General features: G+C 56.9%; 12 protein-coding genes. 1 reads left to right on the top strand and 11 read right to left on the bottom strand.

The window, feature by feature from the left end; genetic code table 11:
* Positions 1-37: 37 nt before the first annotated feature.
* From CPA57_RS04915 to CPA57_RS04905, 3 genes are all read right to left on the bottom strand, one after another.
* Positions 38-925: an SMP-30/gluconolactonase/LRE family protein gene (locus CPA57_RS04915; protein WP_182081673.1), complete on the bottom strand. Its 888-nt coding sequence runs from the start codon at positions 923-925 to the stop codon at positions 38-40.
* Complete coding sequence (locus CPA57_RS04910) at positions 922-1794, bottom strand: 3-hydroxyacyl-CoA dehydrogenase family protein (RefSeq protein ID WP_182081672.1); 873 nt, start codon at positions 1792-1794, stop codon at positions 922-924. The genes CPA57_RS04915 and CPA57_RS04910 overlap by 4 nt, the downstream gene beginning before the upstream one ends.
* A 172-nt stretch (positions 1795-1966) precedes the next feature.
* A complete protein-coding gene (locus tag CPA57_RS04905; RefSeq protein ID WP_182081671.1) occupies positions 1967-2254 on the bottom strand; it encodes a YciI family protein in 288 nt (95 codons plus the stop codon).
* A 213-nt stretch (positions 2255-2467) separates the two neighbouring features.
* Here CPA57_RS04905 and CPA57_RS04900 point away from each other — a divergent pair, with 213 nt between their 5' ends.
* Positions 2468-2635: a YqaE/Pmp3 family membrane protein gene (locus CPA57_RS04900; RefSeq protein ID WP_143280748.1), complete on the top strand. Its 168-nt coding sequence runs from the start codon at positions 2468-2470 to the stop codon at positions 2633-2635.
* A 105-nt stretch (positions 2636-2740) separates the two neighbouring features.
* Here CPA57_RS04900 and CPA57_RS04895 read toward each other — a convergent pair whose 3' ends face one another.
* From CPA57_RS04895 to CPA57_RS04860, 8 genes are all read right to left on the bottom strand, one after another.
* Positions 2741-5206, bottom strand: a complete 2466-nt coding sequence (locus CPA57_RS04895) for a mechanosensitive ion channel family protein (RefSeq protein WP_182081670.1) — start codon at positions 5204-5206, stop codon at positions 2741-2743.
* A gap of 225 nt (positions 5207-5431) precedes the next feature.
* Positions 5432-6715, bottom strand: coding sequence for an outer membrane protein assembly factor BamD (locus tag CPA57_RS04890; protein ID WP_182081669.1), 1284 nt, complete (start codon positions 6713-6715; stop codon positions 5432-5434).
* A gap of 2 nt (positions 6716-6717) precedes the next feature.
* Entirely contained in the window at positions 6718-7158 is a 441-nt protein-coding gene (locus tag CPA57_RS04885; protein WP_182081668.1) for an ExbD/TolR family protein, read from the bottom strand.
* A gap of 120 nt (positions 7159-7278) precedes the next feature.
* Positions 7279-7701 (bottom strand): ExbD/TolR family protein, encoded by a 423-nt coding sequence (locus CPA57_RS04880; RefSeq protein WP_182081667.1) that lies wholly within the window; start codon positions 7699-7701, stop codon positions 7279-7281.
* 4 nt (positions 7702-7705) lie between these two features.
* Complete coding sequence (locus CPA57_RS04875) at positions 7706-8728, bottom strand: MotA/TolQ/ExbB proton channel family protein (protein WP_182081666.1); 1023 nt, start codon at positions 8726-8728, stop codon at positions 7706-7708.
* A 211-nt stretch (positions 8729-8939) separates the two neighbouring features.
* Complete coding sequence (locus CPA57_RS04870) at positions 8940-9632, bottom strand: energy transducer TonB (RefSeq protein ID WP_182081665.1); 693 nt, start codon at positions 9630-9632, stop codon at positions 8940-8942.
* A gap of 516 nt (positions 9633-10148) precedes the next feature.
* A protein-coding gene (gene prfB, locus CPA57_RS04865; protein WP_143280743.1) for a peptide chain release factor 2 occupies positions 10149-11280 on the bottom strand; the annotation gives its coding sequence in 2 pieces (ribosomal slippage) (positions 10149-11210 and positions 11212-11280; 1131 coding nt in all).
* Positions 11281-11319: 39 nt separating this feature from the next.
* A complete protein-coding gene (locus tag CPA57_RS04860) occupies positions 11320-13881 on the bottom strand; it encodes a penicillin-binding protein 1A (protein ID WP_182081664.1) in 2562 nt (853 codons plus the stop codon).
* Between the last annotated feature and the right edge of the window lie 121 nt (positions 13882-14002).

The following is a 14002-nucleotide window of genomic DNA, read 5'->3' as shown; positions in this document are numbered from 1 at the left end:
TACCAGCGGGCGATCGGTTTCCTCCGTAAAGGGAGATTTAGTTATCCTGAACGACTAGGCAGAGGCCTGTCGTAGCAGCCTGCTTTGTGATGAGTCTGGCCTGTCCGCTCTCAAGAATGACCTCCCGAATGGAGCCGCCAAGGTCGCTGACAAAGGCTAATGTTCCCTTAGCATCGACAGCCAGACCAATCGCCTCATTCAGTTCCCGCAGGATGACCTGGCGGTCGTGCAGGCCATGTGCATCTATCCGGGCGACATTCAGACTATTGCCATCGGGCGGGGCCCCTCGGTCTGTCCACCAGAGCTTGCCTAGGGTAGGCGAAACATGCAGGTCGATGGGTTCTGGCAGCCGGTCGGCCAGCAATTCGATGTCGTTACGATTGGCGGGGTCCGTACCGGCGGGGAGGGCCAGCGGCATACGGAAGATACGGCCTCGCCCTGCTTTTGGTGGGCCTTTCTGGGACCAGTAGATATGGCCATTCTGCGTATCGAGAGCAATGCCGACACAATGGCGGGTGGCATCTTTTACGTCTGCCGGATAGGTGCCGGTTTGTAAGAGGACTTCTACATCGGAGCCATCACGCCGACAGCGCATGATGCGCATACCCTCACGGTCGCACCAGTAGAGATGTTCGCCTCCCGGTGTGGAGGTCAGCTGCTTGGGGGTGACGACCAGCCCGTTCGCAACGAGGACTTTATGATCGCTGCCATCTAGCAGAGCCGTCTCGATGCTGCCATCGGCCGCACTGGCATCAGCGCCCATGTTAGTCCAGTAAACCCGGCCCTCTGTCGTGTCGATCCATATGCCGTCCGGTGTGCCCCAGCCGATGTTGATATGGGACATCGGGCGGCCATCCTGTGTGGAAAGGGCCGTGACCCGGGCCGGTTCGATCTCAAGGGAATAAAGTGTCATACGCTGGGTCATGGTGCTGTCTCGCTGTAATCATAGAAGCCCCGTCCGCTTTTCACGCCCAGCCTGTTCTCGGCGATCATTTTGCGGAGCAGCACACGCGGAGCCTCGGGGAGATGGGGGAAGGCCTCGGCATAATGCTCTTCAATCTGGAGGACGATATCAAGCCCGACTTGGTCCATCATCCGGAACGGGCCTGCCGCTGTCCCTTGTGTCTCGCAATAGAGCCGGTCGATTGTTTCGGGGTCAGACACACCCTCCGCAGCGACGCAGAGGGCTTCACGCTTGATAGCGGCCCAGATGCGGTTTTCGATGAAGCCTAGACTTTCCTTTCGGGCGATATAGGGGGACAGTCCCACGTCCCGGAAATAGCAGGCCAGGTCTTCTATGATGTCCGGGTTAGTCGCCCCACAAGACATCAGCTCCACGGCTCGTTTTTCGGGGGGCATCATGAAGTGGGTATTGAGAACCCGATTCTTTTTCTTCACCTTGCCGATGATCTGGCTAGATGGAAATGAGGAAGAGTTGGTTGCAAGAATGGCATCCGCAGGAGCGATTTGGTCCAGCTGGCCGCAAATGTCTGTTTTGAGGTCTCGTTTCTCTGGCAGTGCCTCGATGACGAGCCAGCTATCGTCCAGTGCTTCCTCCATTGTAGCGGCTGCCACTACATGGCCATTCTGCCCTCCTTGGACAGAGGCAACGACACCAGGCAGGTTCTTTTCGACATAGGCGAGGGCCTTTTGGGTGCTTGCTGTTTGTTTGTCGAAAAGGCGGACCGTGCCGCCACGTGTTGCCAGCATCAGGGCAATGCGGGACCCCATTGTCCCAGCTCCCAGAACAGTGGTGGGGCGTTTTGATGCTTTTTCTTTTAGAAAATCTGCCATGGCATTTTCCTTTGATGACGGGCCAGAGGTCATCCAGCCTCGGGCTTTCAGTCTATTATAAACTCGCTGATATTAACCTTAACATTACAGAAGAATTATCCTGATCACGCTCAGGTGACATGGGATACTGCCCAATCAGACAGTATCCGCGGGATGTTATATAGATCTGGCTTTAGTGGTTTTTAGTCAGTTCTGGTGCAAGCTGTGCGGTTTTGAATTCGGTGAATGTATACTGCCCTACACCGGAGGTGACGAAAGGGTCTTCTGCAAGAAGGGTTTCGATCTCTTCTTTTGTGATGCCATCACGAACGATGAGAACACCCCCATCTCCCGAGATCTTGGGGCCAGAGGCTAGCAGGATGCGCTGCGTGAAAAGCGTTGCCAGGAAAGCCCTATGTGCAGGACGCTGGGCTTGCACGTCGTCCGGGGAGGCGAGGTAGGATACTTCAGCAATGATCATGACAGAAAATCTCTCCTTATATGGCACAGTCAGGCCTGGTAGGGTTCAGGTTACCCTATCTCTCCAGTAGCGTGATTTGGGAAGAAACAGCCAGCATTCAGAATAACACTTTCATAATAATGGCATTTTTTTTAAGGATGAGAGGGGTGGCTTTCCGTACCGGAAGCCCACTGTTTTTGCAGTCGTTCTTGATTGCATGGAGGAATAACCATGATTCGTATTCTGATCGCTTTTTTCATTCCCTGGCTGACCTTTTTCACCATCGGCCGTCCGATTGCAGGCATTATCTGTCTGCTGCTTCAGATCACCATCCTGGGCTGGGTTCCGGCAAGCATTTGGGCGCTTCTGGCTCTGCGCTCCTATGATGAATCTGCCCGCTGATCTTTCCAGTCAGGCATGAAAAAAACCCCTGCCTGAAAGGGCAGGGGTTTTTTGTATCAGCCCCCTTCCGGTCGTACCGGGAAGAGGGCGTTATGGGCGTGTAGATTAGGCTTTGCCCTGTTCAGCCGCTGCCTGAGCAGCTCCTTTGTTGTTGATGAAGCGTTCCAACGCTGGGCCCTGAATATCCACTACATCACGAGGATACTGGATGCCCGCCTTTTCGAAACGTTTCTTCATACGGCGGTTGAACTCCCATTCCACCGTCCAACGTCCGGCATTGGTTGTGGGGTAGACACCCTTTACGGAGACAGAAGATTCCCCAATGGCAGAGACGCCCCACAGGTCAAAGTCAGCAAGGATGAGGTCCTTATAGGGGGCCTCATGGCGCATTTCTTTGCCAATTTCTACCAGAATATCGGCTACCTGATCCGTGTCGCTATCAATATCGACCGTAGCGAGGATCATCGCACGGGAGAAGTCCCGGTTATAGTTGGTAACCTGGTTGAGGGAGCTGAAGGAGAAGATGTTCATCGACCCATCATTGGCCCGAACATGGACAGAGCGCAGGGAGAGTCGTTCAATCACACCATAGGTGCCGTTTAGCGTTACGGAATCACCAACGGTCAGAGCATTTTCCAACAGTAGGAAAATACCGCTGATAAAGTCCTGAACCAGTTTCTGGGAACCGAAACCCAGAGCCACACCGAAGATGGATGCGCTGGCAATCAGTGGGCCAGTATCAATCCCCAGTTGGGATAGGACCGTCAACCCGATGATGACAGCCAGAACCAGCAGGAACAGGATGCGGAACATCGGGGTCAGTGTCTGGAGGCGGGCGATGCGGATTTTTACATCCTTATTGTCCTGCTCACCAAGGCGACGGATATGGTGTTCAATGGTCACATTGGCCACTTCCCACGCCAGAATCCCGATGATCAGGGCCAGCAGAATGGTTACAGCTGCCTGGAAGATACGGGGGCCGAGCGTACCATGGCCAAAGAGGATATAGACGGGAGCCCCCCATGCCAGAGCAAGGGCCAGAACCGTCAGGACAGCCACGATAATGCGGATGACCGTTGTAGCGGCCGGATAATAACGGCGGATGCGGAACAGCGTTTCTTCATTGAGGTTCCAGTTATCCAGAGCCCGCATGAAGCGTTCCAGCCCTCCATAGAACAGGATGCTGATGACACGGACAGCCACCAACGCAACCAGAGTACGCACGAAAATCTGGAGGATGAGCTGATACCCACCACTGATGTCGGCTGCCCAGACAAGCCACAGGGCGAGGTCGAAGAAGAGGGCAACAACCCACCAGCTGCCAGCAAACAGTGCCATGATTGACTGTAGGCGGCGGTTATTGGCACCAATATGCTGGCAGGCATGTTGTACCCGCTTGCGGGAGCGGATGATCATGATCGCCAGGAAGAGGTGAACCACCAGCAGCAGGAGTTTCTGGAGACCGTTGGAAACGGCAGAAGGCATCGCCATGCTATGCAGCACGGCAAGCAGGGAGAAGCCCCATGCCAAAATTACGCCGATCTGGCGGAAATAGCGGAAGATGAAGGTAGAAGAGCTATCCCGTAGAATGCTTAGTCGTAGCCACGGCGTCTGCGGAGCAAGGAAAATGCGCAGGACCAGTGTCCACACACCCAGCCCAATACCGATCAGCCAGGAAATGCTCCATATAGCATGGCCTGCCTGTGGGGATGTGGTCGGGTCCAGAATCCCCATTAGCAGGGCGATCAGCGGGAAGGTGAAGATCGTGACCAGCTCCAGCAGGGCGCAGGTCAATGTGTAGGGGGCACGGCGCAGGCAGAGCATGAGCTGGGTCAGTGCTCCTTGATGGCGGAGACTATCCTGCAGGCTAGCCTGTGCGGCGGCCGTATCCTCTTTTATGTGTTCATCGTGGTGAGTTGCAGCTGTGCGGGCGGTGTCGGCGACTGCTTCTGTCGCCTCGGTGCGGGCATGGCGCAGCTTCTCAGCCTCCCGCTGGAAGACCATATGGTCATGCCGCTTCGCCATGTTGCTGATGCGCTGGTAAAGGGGGCGTAGGACAATACGCACACCAAAGAACAGCAAATAGCTGCAGACCAGCATGATGATCACACGCAGGGCGATATGGGCGATGCTGGTTTGTAAAGCTGCATCATAAATAAGCGCATGGACCCAAGGGGCGATAGCGCCAAAATCAATGATGTTCTGATGCAGGATACGCAGTTGCTGGAGTGCCCGATTACCAAAAAGGGTGATATTCTCACGGGCTAGATCAATGATAGAGGTGTGCTTTGTCTGTGCCTTCGCCTGTGTCAGATTCTGAAGGGTGGTCAGAAACTGCTGACGCTGGGCATCATTGCTCAGAACAGAGATAAGCTCCTGGGCTTGCTCAGCCGAGAGGGTGGTTGTGGCAGCTGGTGCTGCTTGTGCGCCTTCAGCAGCGTGGACAGGAGAAGGGGCGAATAAAGTGAGGCAGGCCAGTAGCAGGGCTGGCAACATGCGGCGTATGAACAGACCGGCAAAACGCCGGTAAGAAGCGGGCCCCCTGGTGGGGTGCGGTATTCTGTCAGCCATGTAGATACGCATCTCCTTTTTTAATTAAGTGATGGATGTGGCCATGGTGTGGCCGTTTCTGCGCAGGCAGTGAGATTTTAAGACATGATCCTCTGAAAGGATCGTTAATTTTCTTGAATTCCCCGGTTCATTCCCCGGGGAAAGGTCATGATGCACACCAGGCTCCGGCAGCCCGTCCCGGAATAGAGGCCGGCTGCCAGAGTATCAAGGCCGATGCAAGCCTGTTTAATGGACTTGATGCGAGGCGAGCTGCACGGCCCATAGCTGGGCCAGGTTGTTAGCGGTACCATTGCCATCCATGCTGTTGAGGAGCTGGAGAGCTTCAGCACGGCGGCCACCATCCATCATGGCCATGCCAAGCGTGAGGCGGGCTAGCTCCGGCTGATGGGGGTGTTTTTCCATACCCTGCTGCATGAGTGCAAGCCCCTGATCCACCTGCCCGTTAAGGACAAGGTTATACCCAGTTGTGAGGGAGGGGCCAGCGTCTGGGGAGGTTTTGGCTTTCTCCACAGCGGTGGGCAGGTTGGTACGGGCCTCGGCGGCACGTTGGGCCACAAAGGCCCGGAAATGGGCCTGAGCTGCCGCATTGGTACCCGTACCCAGAAGATGGCGGGCATAGCCTTCATCCAGCAGGTTCAAGGCCAGTTGAGGCAGATTCATCTGCACGGCCCGTTCGGCCATATCCTGAAACTCAGCTGGGTTGGTCAGCAGGCCAGTGGCCAGACGCAGCCTTTGAAGGTTGAAGACCATACGTGGGGTGAGGGACTGGTCGGCCGTTAGATCATGAATCAGCATCTGCCAGTATTGTGGGCGGGCATGATACTTCACCAGCTTGACATAGACGCTGACTTTGCCAGCGGAATCATGCAGCTGGTCATAAGCGGTGGCGAGCATCTGAAGCTGATTTTCCGCAGGGACCTGCCCTGCCTTTTGGTCAGCAGTTAGAATGGCCTGCCCGGCCTCGATTGTGCCCTTCCAGTCTTGCTGGAGGTAATGGCACTGGAGGAGAAGCGTCTGCATTTGCTGGCTGGGGCCGGCCTCTTTCAGGTAACGGCTGGCGGCATTGGCAGCGGTGGCGTAATCACGGGTGCTGTAGGCCAGACTGGCTTGCGCCATGAGCATTTGCTGTCGGGCCGCTGGTGCGGTGCGGCTATTTTTGATGAGGGCCTCATAGGCCTTCAAGGCGACCGGAACATTGCCTGCCTGACTGGCCGCCGCAGCTCGCATCTGGTTGATGACATAGCTTTCGTAGTCGTTTTTATTCGCTACTGCATCGGCAGCATTGACGAACTCCAACGCTTTGCCAGCCTGATGGCTAGCAAGTGCCGACTGTGCCTGCTGGAGCTGCCTGCCGACATCTGCCCCCAGCTCATCATCCGCCTGAGCGGCACTGACCAGCAGCCGAACAGGGCCCAGGCCGGCCATGGCAGGAACACAGGCCATAGCGGAAAAGCCAAGCATACCGGCCAGAAGCCATCTTTGCGGGTGTTTCAGGTGCGGCAGGCTCATGATCACTGTCCTTCTACATACTGGTCCAGACCGACAATGCCCATTTTCGTTACACCGAGACGCTGGGCATCGGCCATGACATGGGCAACAGTCTTGTAAGTGGCAAGACGGTCGGGACGGATATGTATTTCTGGCTGTTCGCCTGTCATGGGGTGCACAGCACCATTCAGACGGGACTGGAGGTCCTCCTCGGAGGTGATGGGGGTGTCATTCCAGCTTAGTGTGTTGTCGTAATTAATGCCGATGGTAACGACCTGTGGCTGCACTGTAGAGGGTGGCGGGTTACCCTGCGGCAGGTCAATCGCTACGGAATGGGTTTGTAGAGGAATGGTGATGATGAGCATGATGAGCAGCACCAGCATCACGTCGATCAACGGTGTCGTGTTGATGTCGACAATGGCTTCATCTTCGTGTGTGCTGCCCGTGCCAACGTTCATGGCCATGAGGAATCTCCAAAAACTGTCTGTCTCAGACGGCACGCCCCGGTAAACCGGACCGGGGGAGCCGGTGAGGAGTAGACACCCCCGCTACCTTGTGGCGGGCGGGGGTAGGTAGACCACAGGTCAGTCGTGTGGCTGCTCTGTGATGAAGTCAACATGCTGGATGCCCGCTTCCTGACAGGCCGCCACGATCTTGCCGATCGGCATATATTGTGCCGAGCCATCACCGCGGATCTGTATCTGCGGTTGGGGTTGCTGGCGTGCTGCCTCCATAAGGCGGTTGACGAGGTCCTTATGGTCGCTGACGGGAAGGGTATTCCAGTAGGTCTGCCCATCTGCCGTTACGGCCAGCACAATATTACCCGGTTTGGTCTGGGTCGGCTGGTTACGATCCACCGGCAGCTTGACCTTCACGGTATGGGTGGCCACCGGAATGGTGATGAGGAAGATGATAAGCAGCACCAGCATGACGTCAACGAGCGGTGTCGTGTTGATGGCCGATACCACCTCGCCATCATCACCTGTGTCTCCGGTGTTGAATGCCATGATATCAGATCCGCTCGTTGGTGGTTGTCGTGGTCGGGCTGTTATCCTTTGCATCGCTGGTGAACGTGGCATCGTGACGATACCCGCCGATCAGGACAGAATGCAGGTCAGACCCGAAGTTGCGCACACGGTCCATCGCCCCTTTATTGCGGCGGACGAGCAGGTTGTAACCCAGCACGGCCGGGACAGCCGTTGCCAGACCGATGGCTGTCATGATGAGGGATTCACCAACCGGACCGGCCACTTTATCAATGGAAGCCTGACCAGCAATGCCGATGGCTGTTAGGGCGTGGTAGATACCCCAGACCGTGCCGAACAGCCCGATAAAGGGAGAGGTGGATCCAACCGTACCAAGAAAAGCCAACCCACCCTGAAGGCGTGTATTGATGGTCTCCAGAGCTCGCTGGATGGACATGCTCGTCCATGACTGGAGGTCGATGGAATCCCGCATGGAGCCTTCATGATGGCGTGCTGCCACGATGCCGGTCTCAGCAATGTAACGGAAAGGAGAATCCGCTTTCAGCGTCTGGGCACCTTCCTGAATGGTCTTCTGTGTCCAGAAAGTCTGGTTCACAGCCTTGGAAGCCCGGAAAAGGCGAGCCTGCTCGATGAATTTGCTGATCATGATGATCCATGTCCCTAGGGACATAAAGGCCATGATGAGCAGAACGCCACGGGCGATGATGTCCCCGTTTTTCCAGAGCGCACCCAGCCCGTAGGGGTTTTCTTTGGGGGCGTCTTCGGCAGGTTTGTCACTTACCGGTGTGGCTGTCACCGGGGTGCCACCCTCGGTACCGGCGGGCGGTGCGGCTGGTGTGGTTCCTGCTGGAGGCGCGGCCGGTGTGGTGCCAACAGGCGGCTGGGCGCTCATTGTAGTACCGGCAGGTGGGGCGGCCGGTGTGGCTTCCTGTGCGAGGGCAGCAGAGGCCAACGGCATGGCAGCCAGAGTCAGGGCCAGGGCCGTGCCATAGACAGCGCGCGCTTTTGGCGCAGCAACAGTTACGGGGAGGCGGAACAGTCTGGTCATGAATCCCATATCCTTGTCTAAAAAAGCACCAGTCTGAAAGTGGTGCACCGGTGGGAGAAACCTCCCGTATCGGTCTCCCTGTCATTCCTGCCATTCATGGCAGGTCGGGACAATGTGAAAACGTTTGCTACCCTACCCCTGTCAAGGTTCTGCCTGTTTGGGGGGGGCAGGGCAGCGTCATGCTGGCTTGTGATGGATCAATGCGTTCTCATCATTCATCACCAAGAGTAAAGTCCACATGCAGGACGTGGTTATGTTCTACGACCGGCTGGCCGCCGGATATGGCAGGCTGGTAGCGGACGGGTGAGTGTTCCAGGAAGTCCAGCGCACTTTCAGCAAAGTCGTGCCCTCCTTTTACGCTCAGCAATTTACAGTTGGCGGGTTTACCGTTGGTAAGAATATCGCAGGAGGCCGTAACGGAACCTTCGCGGTTTTCTTCCTGCGCTTCCTCTGGATATTCCGGCCGTACGTTGTTGATGGGCATAGCCCCGGCGGAATGGTCGCTATCGGACGAGCTGGTGCTGGTGCTTGTCGATGATGAGGCCGTTGCCGAGGACTGGGCCGGAGCAGAAGGCGCAGGCTGAGGAGCGGCGGCCTTCGGCTTCGGTGCTTTTTGGTGGCTATGTTGGATCGGCGGTTTGGGCGGCGGTGCCACCTTGATCTTCGGCGGTGGAATATAAGGTGGTGGAGGCTGGACCATCACCGGCTGTGGCGGCGGCGGCGGTGGCGGCGGCGGTGGAGCCTCCGTAATGACGCGCGTCTGGATAGGCGGGTGTGAGGGTTCTTGCTTTTCTACTCTGTTGAGAGTCAGGGCATAGACCACCAGACCGATGGCCAGAAAAGCCACGACAACAGCGACGATGTAATCGGTCGGCTTGCGTTGCTGGGCGGCATAGCTTCTCATTTCAAAACCCTTTTACCCTTTTCTACGCCGTAGGTTCGGCGTTCCCTGTAAAGACGCTTGCTCGTTGCGGTATGTGCGCCGTGCCAACGCCCCACGTTAGGGGACTATCCCCTCCAGAAGATTGCCAGCGCACTGGCGTGGGATCACTCCCGCACCGGTCCTCTTTACCAATGGCCTAAGCGGCCCCTGTGATGCAAGGGCTGTTATGCGACTCTTTCGCAGGACCATCTGTGCATAAAAAGGGGTATCCATGTGGATATCTGCTAGGATGTTTAAATATCTGTAGGTTTTTCAAGGGGTTTGTAGGGTTTTCTTATGGGGAGAAAATGGATCGTTCTGTGAATTGTTTTGGTTGGTTAGTCTTATGGAAAAAACAGATAATGTTGGGAATTGCCTCATATAAAACTATTTTAAATAGGTTTATATAATAAATAACGTAAAAAAGGGGCATGACCTCGTAGGGTCCGCCCCTCTTTTCATGTAGGGACAGGCGAAACAGCCTTATACCCGGATGGCTTATTGGGCTGTCGCACTTGCCTCGGAGCGTGTGGTACTGACACGCTGTGCAAGAGAAGCAGCCATGAACTCATCCAAATCACCATCAAGAACGGCATCAGGGTTGCCTTTCTCAATGTTGGTCCGCAGGTCCTTGACGAGCTGATACGGTGCCAGAACGTAGGAACGGATCTGATGACCCCAGCCAATATCCGTCTTGGCTGCTTCGGCAGCGGAGGCTTCAGCTTCCCGCTTCTGAAGTTCAGCCTCATAGAGGCGGGCCTTCAGCATTTCCATGGCCGTGGCCCGGTTGCGATGCTGGGAACGGTCTGTCTGACAGGCCACAACGATGCCGGTCGGGATATGGGTGATACGGATGGCGGAGTCCGTCTTATTGACGTGCTGCCCACCAGCCCCGGAGGCCCGGAATGTATCCACCCGCAGGTCGGAATCGATGATCTCAATCTCGATGGAATCATCCACGACGGGCGAGATATAGATGGAGGCAAAAGAGGTCTGCCGCCGTGCAGCAGAATCGAAGGGGGAGATGCGCACAAGGCGATGCACCCCGGCTTCTGTCTTCAGCCAGCCATAGGCGTTAGGACCGCTGACGAGGATGGTGGCGGATTTCAGTCCAGCCTGTTCTCCTTCGCTGCTTTCCATCAGAGATACTTTATAGCCGTGCTTCTCGGACCAGCGCGTGTACATGCGCAGAAGCATCTCTGCCCAGTCCTGCGCCTCCGTACCACCAGCACCGGCATTGACCTCAAGATAGCAGTCATTGCTATCAGCCTCACCGGAGAGAAGGCTTTCTGTCTCACGTTGCTGGGCCTGAGCAGCGAGGCTCCGCAGGGTGGCAAGTCCTTCCTGCACTACGGCGTCGTCATTCTCCATCTCGGCCAGCTCGACAAGGTCCAACGTGTCTTGCACGTCGGCCTCCAAGGCTTCGACCCCCTCAATCTGATTGGCGAGCATGGTGCGCTCACGCATCAGTTTTTGGGCGGCATCTGGGTTGTTCCAGAGGTCCGGGTCTTCGGAGAGGTGGTTCAGTTCGGCAAGGCGTGTTTTGGCGACATCCCAGTCAAAGATGCCTCCTCAGCAGTGCCACCGACTGCTTGATCTGTTCGGAGAGGGCTTCGGTCTCAGCCGACATCAGGCGTTCTCCTGTTTCCTTCAGGTTAGTGTTGTTGCTTTAGTACAGACCACCGACGCCAATGTCACCTCCCTCCGCAGGGTTTGCTTTCTCCTGAGGGGCCTCCACAGGTGGGGCGGAAGAGGGTGGCGGGGGCACGTTTCCATCCAGCGCATTATCCTTGGTAGGATTGGTGCTGGCTGGGTTGGAGCTAGGCATATCCGTTTCGGAATCAGGAATCATGTCTGCGCCTGTATCGGCAGCGGTGAGGGCCTGTGTTCCGGCACCAAATCCATGCAGTGGGACGGAGGCCCCCGGAATCTGACCGGTCTTGAAGGCATCAATGGCCCGGATGCGCCCCGTATCATATTCGGCCAGCGTGACACCCTCCGGCACGGGGAAGTCCAACCGGGGGTGCGTGGCGAAGACGGCCTTCATGATGCCATTCCAGATTGGTCCGGCCAGATGGCCACCTGTCTCGTTCTTACCTAGGCTGCGGGGCGCATCATAGCCGATCCACACCACCGTGACGGTATCAGGGGAGAAGCCGGCAAACCATGCGTCATGATAATCCTGACTAGTGCCAGTTTTACCAGCGATGGGGCGGTCGATTCCTACCCCGGCCCGGACACCCGTCCCACGGGCGATGACATCCCGCATCATAGTGGTGATCTGGAAGGTGCTTTGTGGTGAGGCCAGAATCGGGCGGCCATCACGGATTACGGGCAGGCCGTTTTCGGTCGTTACGGTGCGCTGATTGGCCTGATTGCGCCAGATGATGGTGCCATCCGGATTCTGGATGTAATCAATCAGGCTGGGTGTAATGCTGTGTCCCCCATTGGCAATGGCGGCATAGGCCCCAGCTTCCCGCAGAACGGTGGTTTCTACAGCACCGAGGGCAGCCGGGAGGTAGGGCGGCATGTTATCGACCATGCCAGAGCGCACGGCCATATCGCTGACGGCCTTCATACCCAGATGGGCTGCCACACGAATGGTCACGAGGTTGCGGCTCTCCCGCAGGGCATCATGCAGAGTGGTGGGGCCCCAGTTGTCATGTTCGTAATTCTGCGGCTTCCAGTCCCCGAAGCTGATGGGAGAATCATCGAATGTCTCGGAAGGGGAAATATCCCGTTCCATCGCTGCCAGATAGACCAGCGGTTTGAAGGACGACCCCGGTTGACGCTGTGCTTGTGTCACACGGTTGAACTGGCTCTGCTGGAAAGACCAGCCACCCACGAGGGCAAGAACACGCCCCGTATGGGCATCCAGCGTGACAGTCGCTCCTTCCACTTGGGGAATCTGTTCCAGAGCGGCTGACCCGTCATCCTGTGGTTCGACCATCACGAGGTCGCCCGTTTGAAGTGGATGGCTCCGGTGGCTCCATACCTCATCGGCTTTGTGGAGTATGGCTGTGTGGGTGTCATGAGCCTTTACCCAACCGACACGGACCGCCGGGGTGGTGGACAGCACAACAGCCAGCCGCCACGTGGACAGCATCCCGGCCGGTTTTTTCTGTTTGGTTATGCTGCTTTGCCAGTCTGCCAGAGCGTCACTGTCCAGATGGCCGACAGCACCGTGCCAGCCTTCATGAGTGCGTGCATAGGACATCAACCCTTCCCGCAGCAGCTTCGTGCTGACCTGCTGGAGGTGTGGGTCCAGACTGGTATGGACATCCAGCCCGCCCTCGGTCGTCTGTTCCTCACTATAGAGGGATGTTAGCTGACGGCGAACCTCAGCAGCGAACCATTCGGAGTTGGCAAGAGGTCCGAAGCGCACCTGTCCCTGCGGTACGAGCGGGTCCTGCTTGGCCTGTTGGGCTTCGTCAGCGGGGATGGCATGGGTCTCGCCCATCCGGTCCAGCACCCAGTTGCGCCGCCACATGGCCGCTTTAGGGTGAAGGAAAGGGTTATAGTTGCTGGGCGATTTGGGCATGCTGGCAAGCATGGCGGCTTCCGCATCGCTTAGCTGGTCCAGCGTTTTGTTGAAGTAGGTTTGTGCCGCTGCCTCGACCCCATAAGCCCCATTACCTAGATAGATGCCATTCAGATAGATTTCCAGAATACGATCTTTGGAGAGCGTATGCTCGATCCGCATGGCGAGCAGGGCTTCCCGAACCTTTCGTTCGATCGTCAGGCTGTTATTGTTCAGCAGCATGACCTTGGCCACCTGCTGGGTGATGGTCGAGGCCCCCAATGGCCGTTTCCCCTGATGGGTGAGGATGCTGACAATATCCGTCACACCCGCCCGTAGCATGGCCAGAGGGTCCACACCGCCGTGTGAATAGAAGTTCTGGTCCTCAGCAGCGATGAAAGCGTTGCGGACGAGTGGCGGGATGGCTCGGATAGGCACATAGATGCGCCGCTCATGGGAGAGTTCAGCCATGAGTTGGTCATCGGACGTGTAAAGGCGGCTGACCACGGGCGGCTTGTAATGCTGGAGAGCATCCACGCTGGGCAGATTGGCACTGAGATGGGCATAGAGCCCCACCCCTGTGAGAATGACGGCAGAAAAGCCGAACGTACCAATGCCAAGGGCAGCCCCCAGCAGAAACCGCCAACGGCGGAAACGGGGCTTCTGGGATGGTGATGGCGGGCTGTCTGGCAGCATGGGGGAACGCTTCATGCCCTTCCTATAACATGGCCTGCAAAAGAACGGGAAGAAGCAGAGTGTTGCCTGTTTTTTGTGGGTGGGTATGGCCGGCAGGGCAGGGGGTGCCTATGGTGGTGTTCTGTCATGAGGGGGG

This window comes from Bombella favorum (genome assembly GCF_014048475.1).
Classification (GTDB): Bacteria; Pseudomonadota; Alphaproteobacteria; order Acetobacterales; family Acetobacteraceae; genus Bombella; species Bombella favorum.
This window is presented reverse-complemented; position numbering and strand designations above follow the sequence as displayed.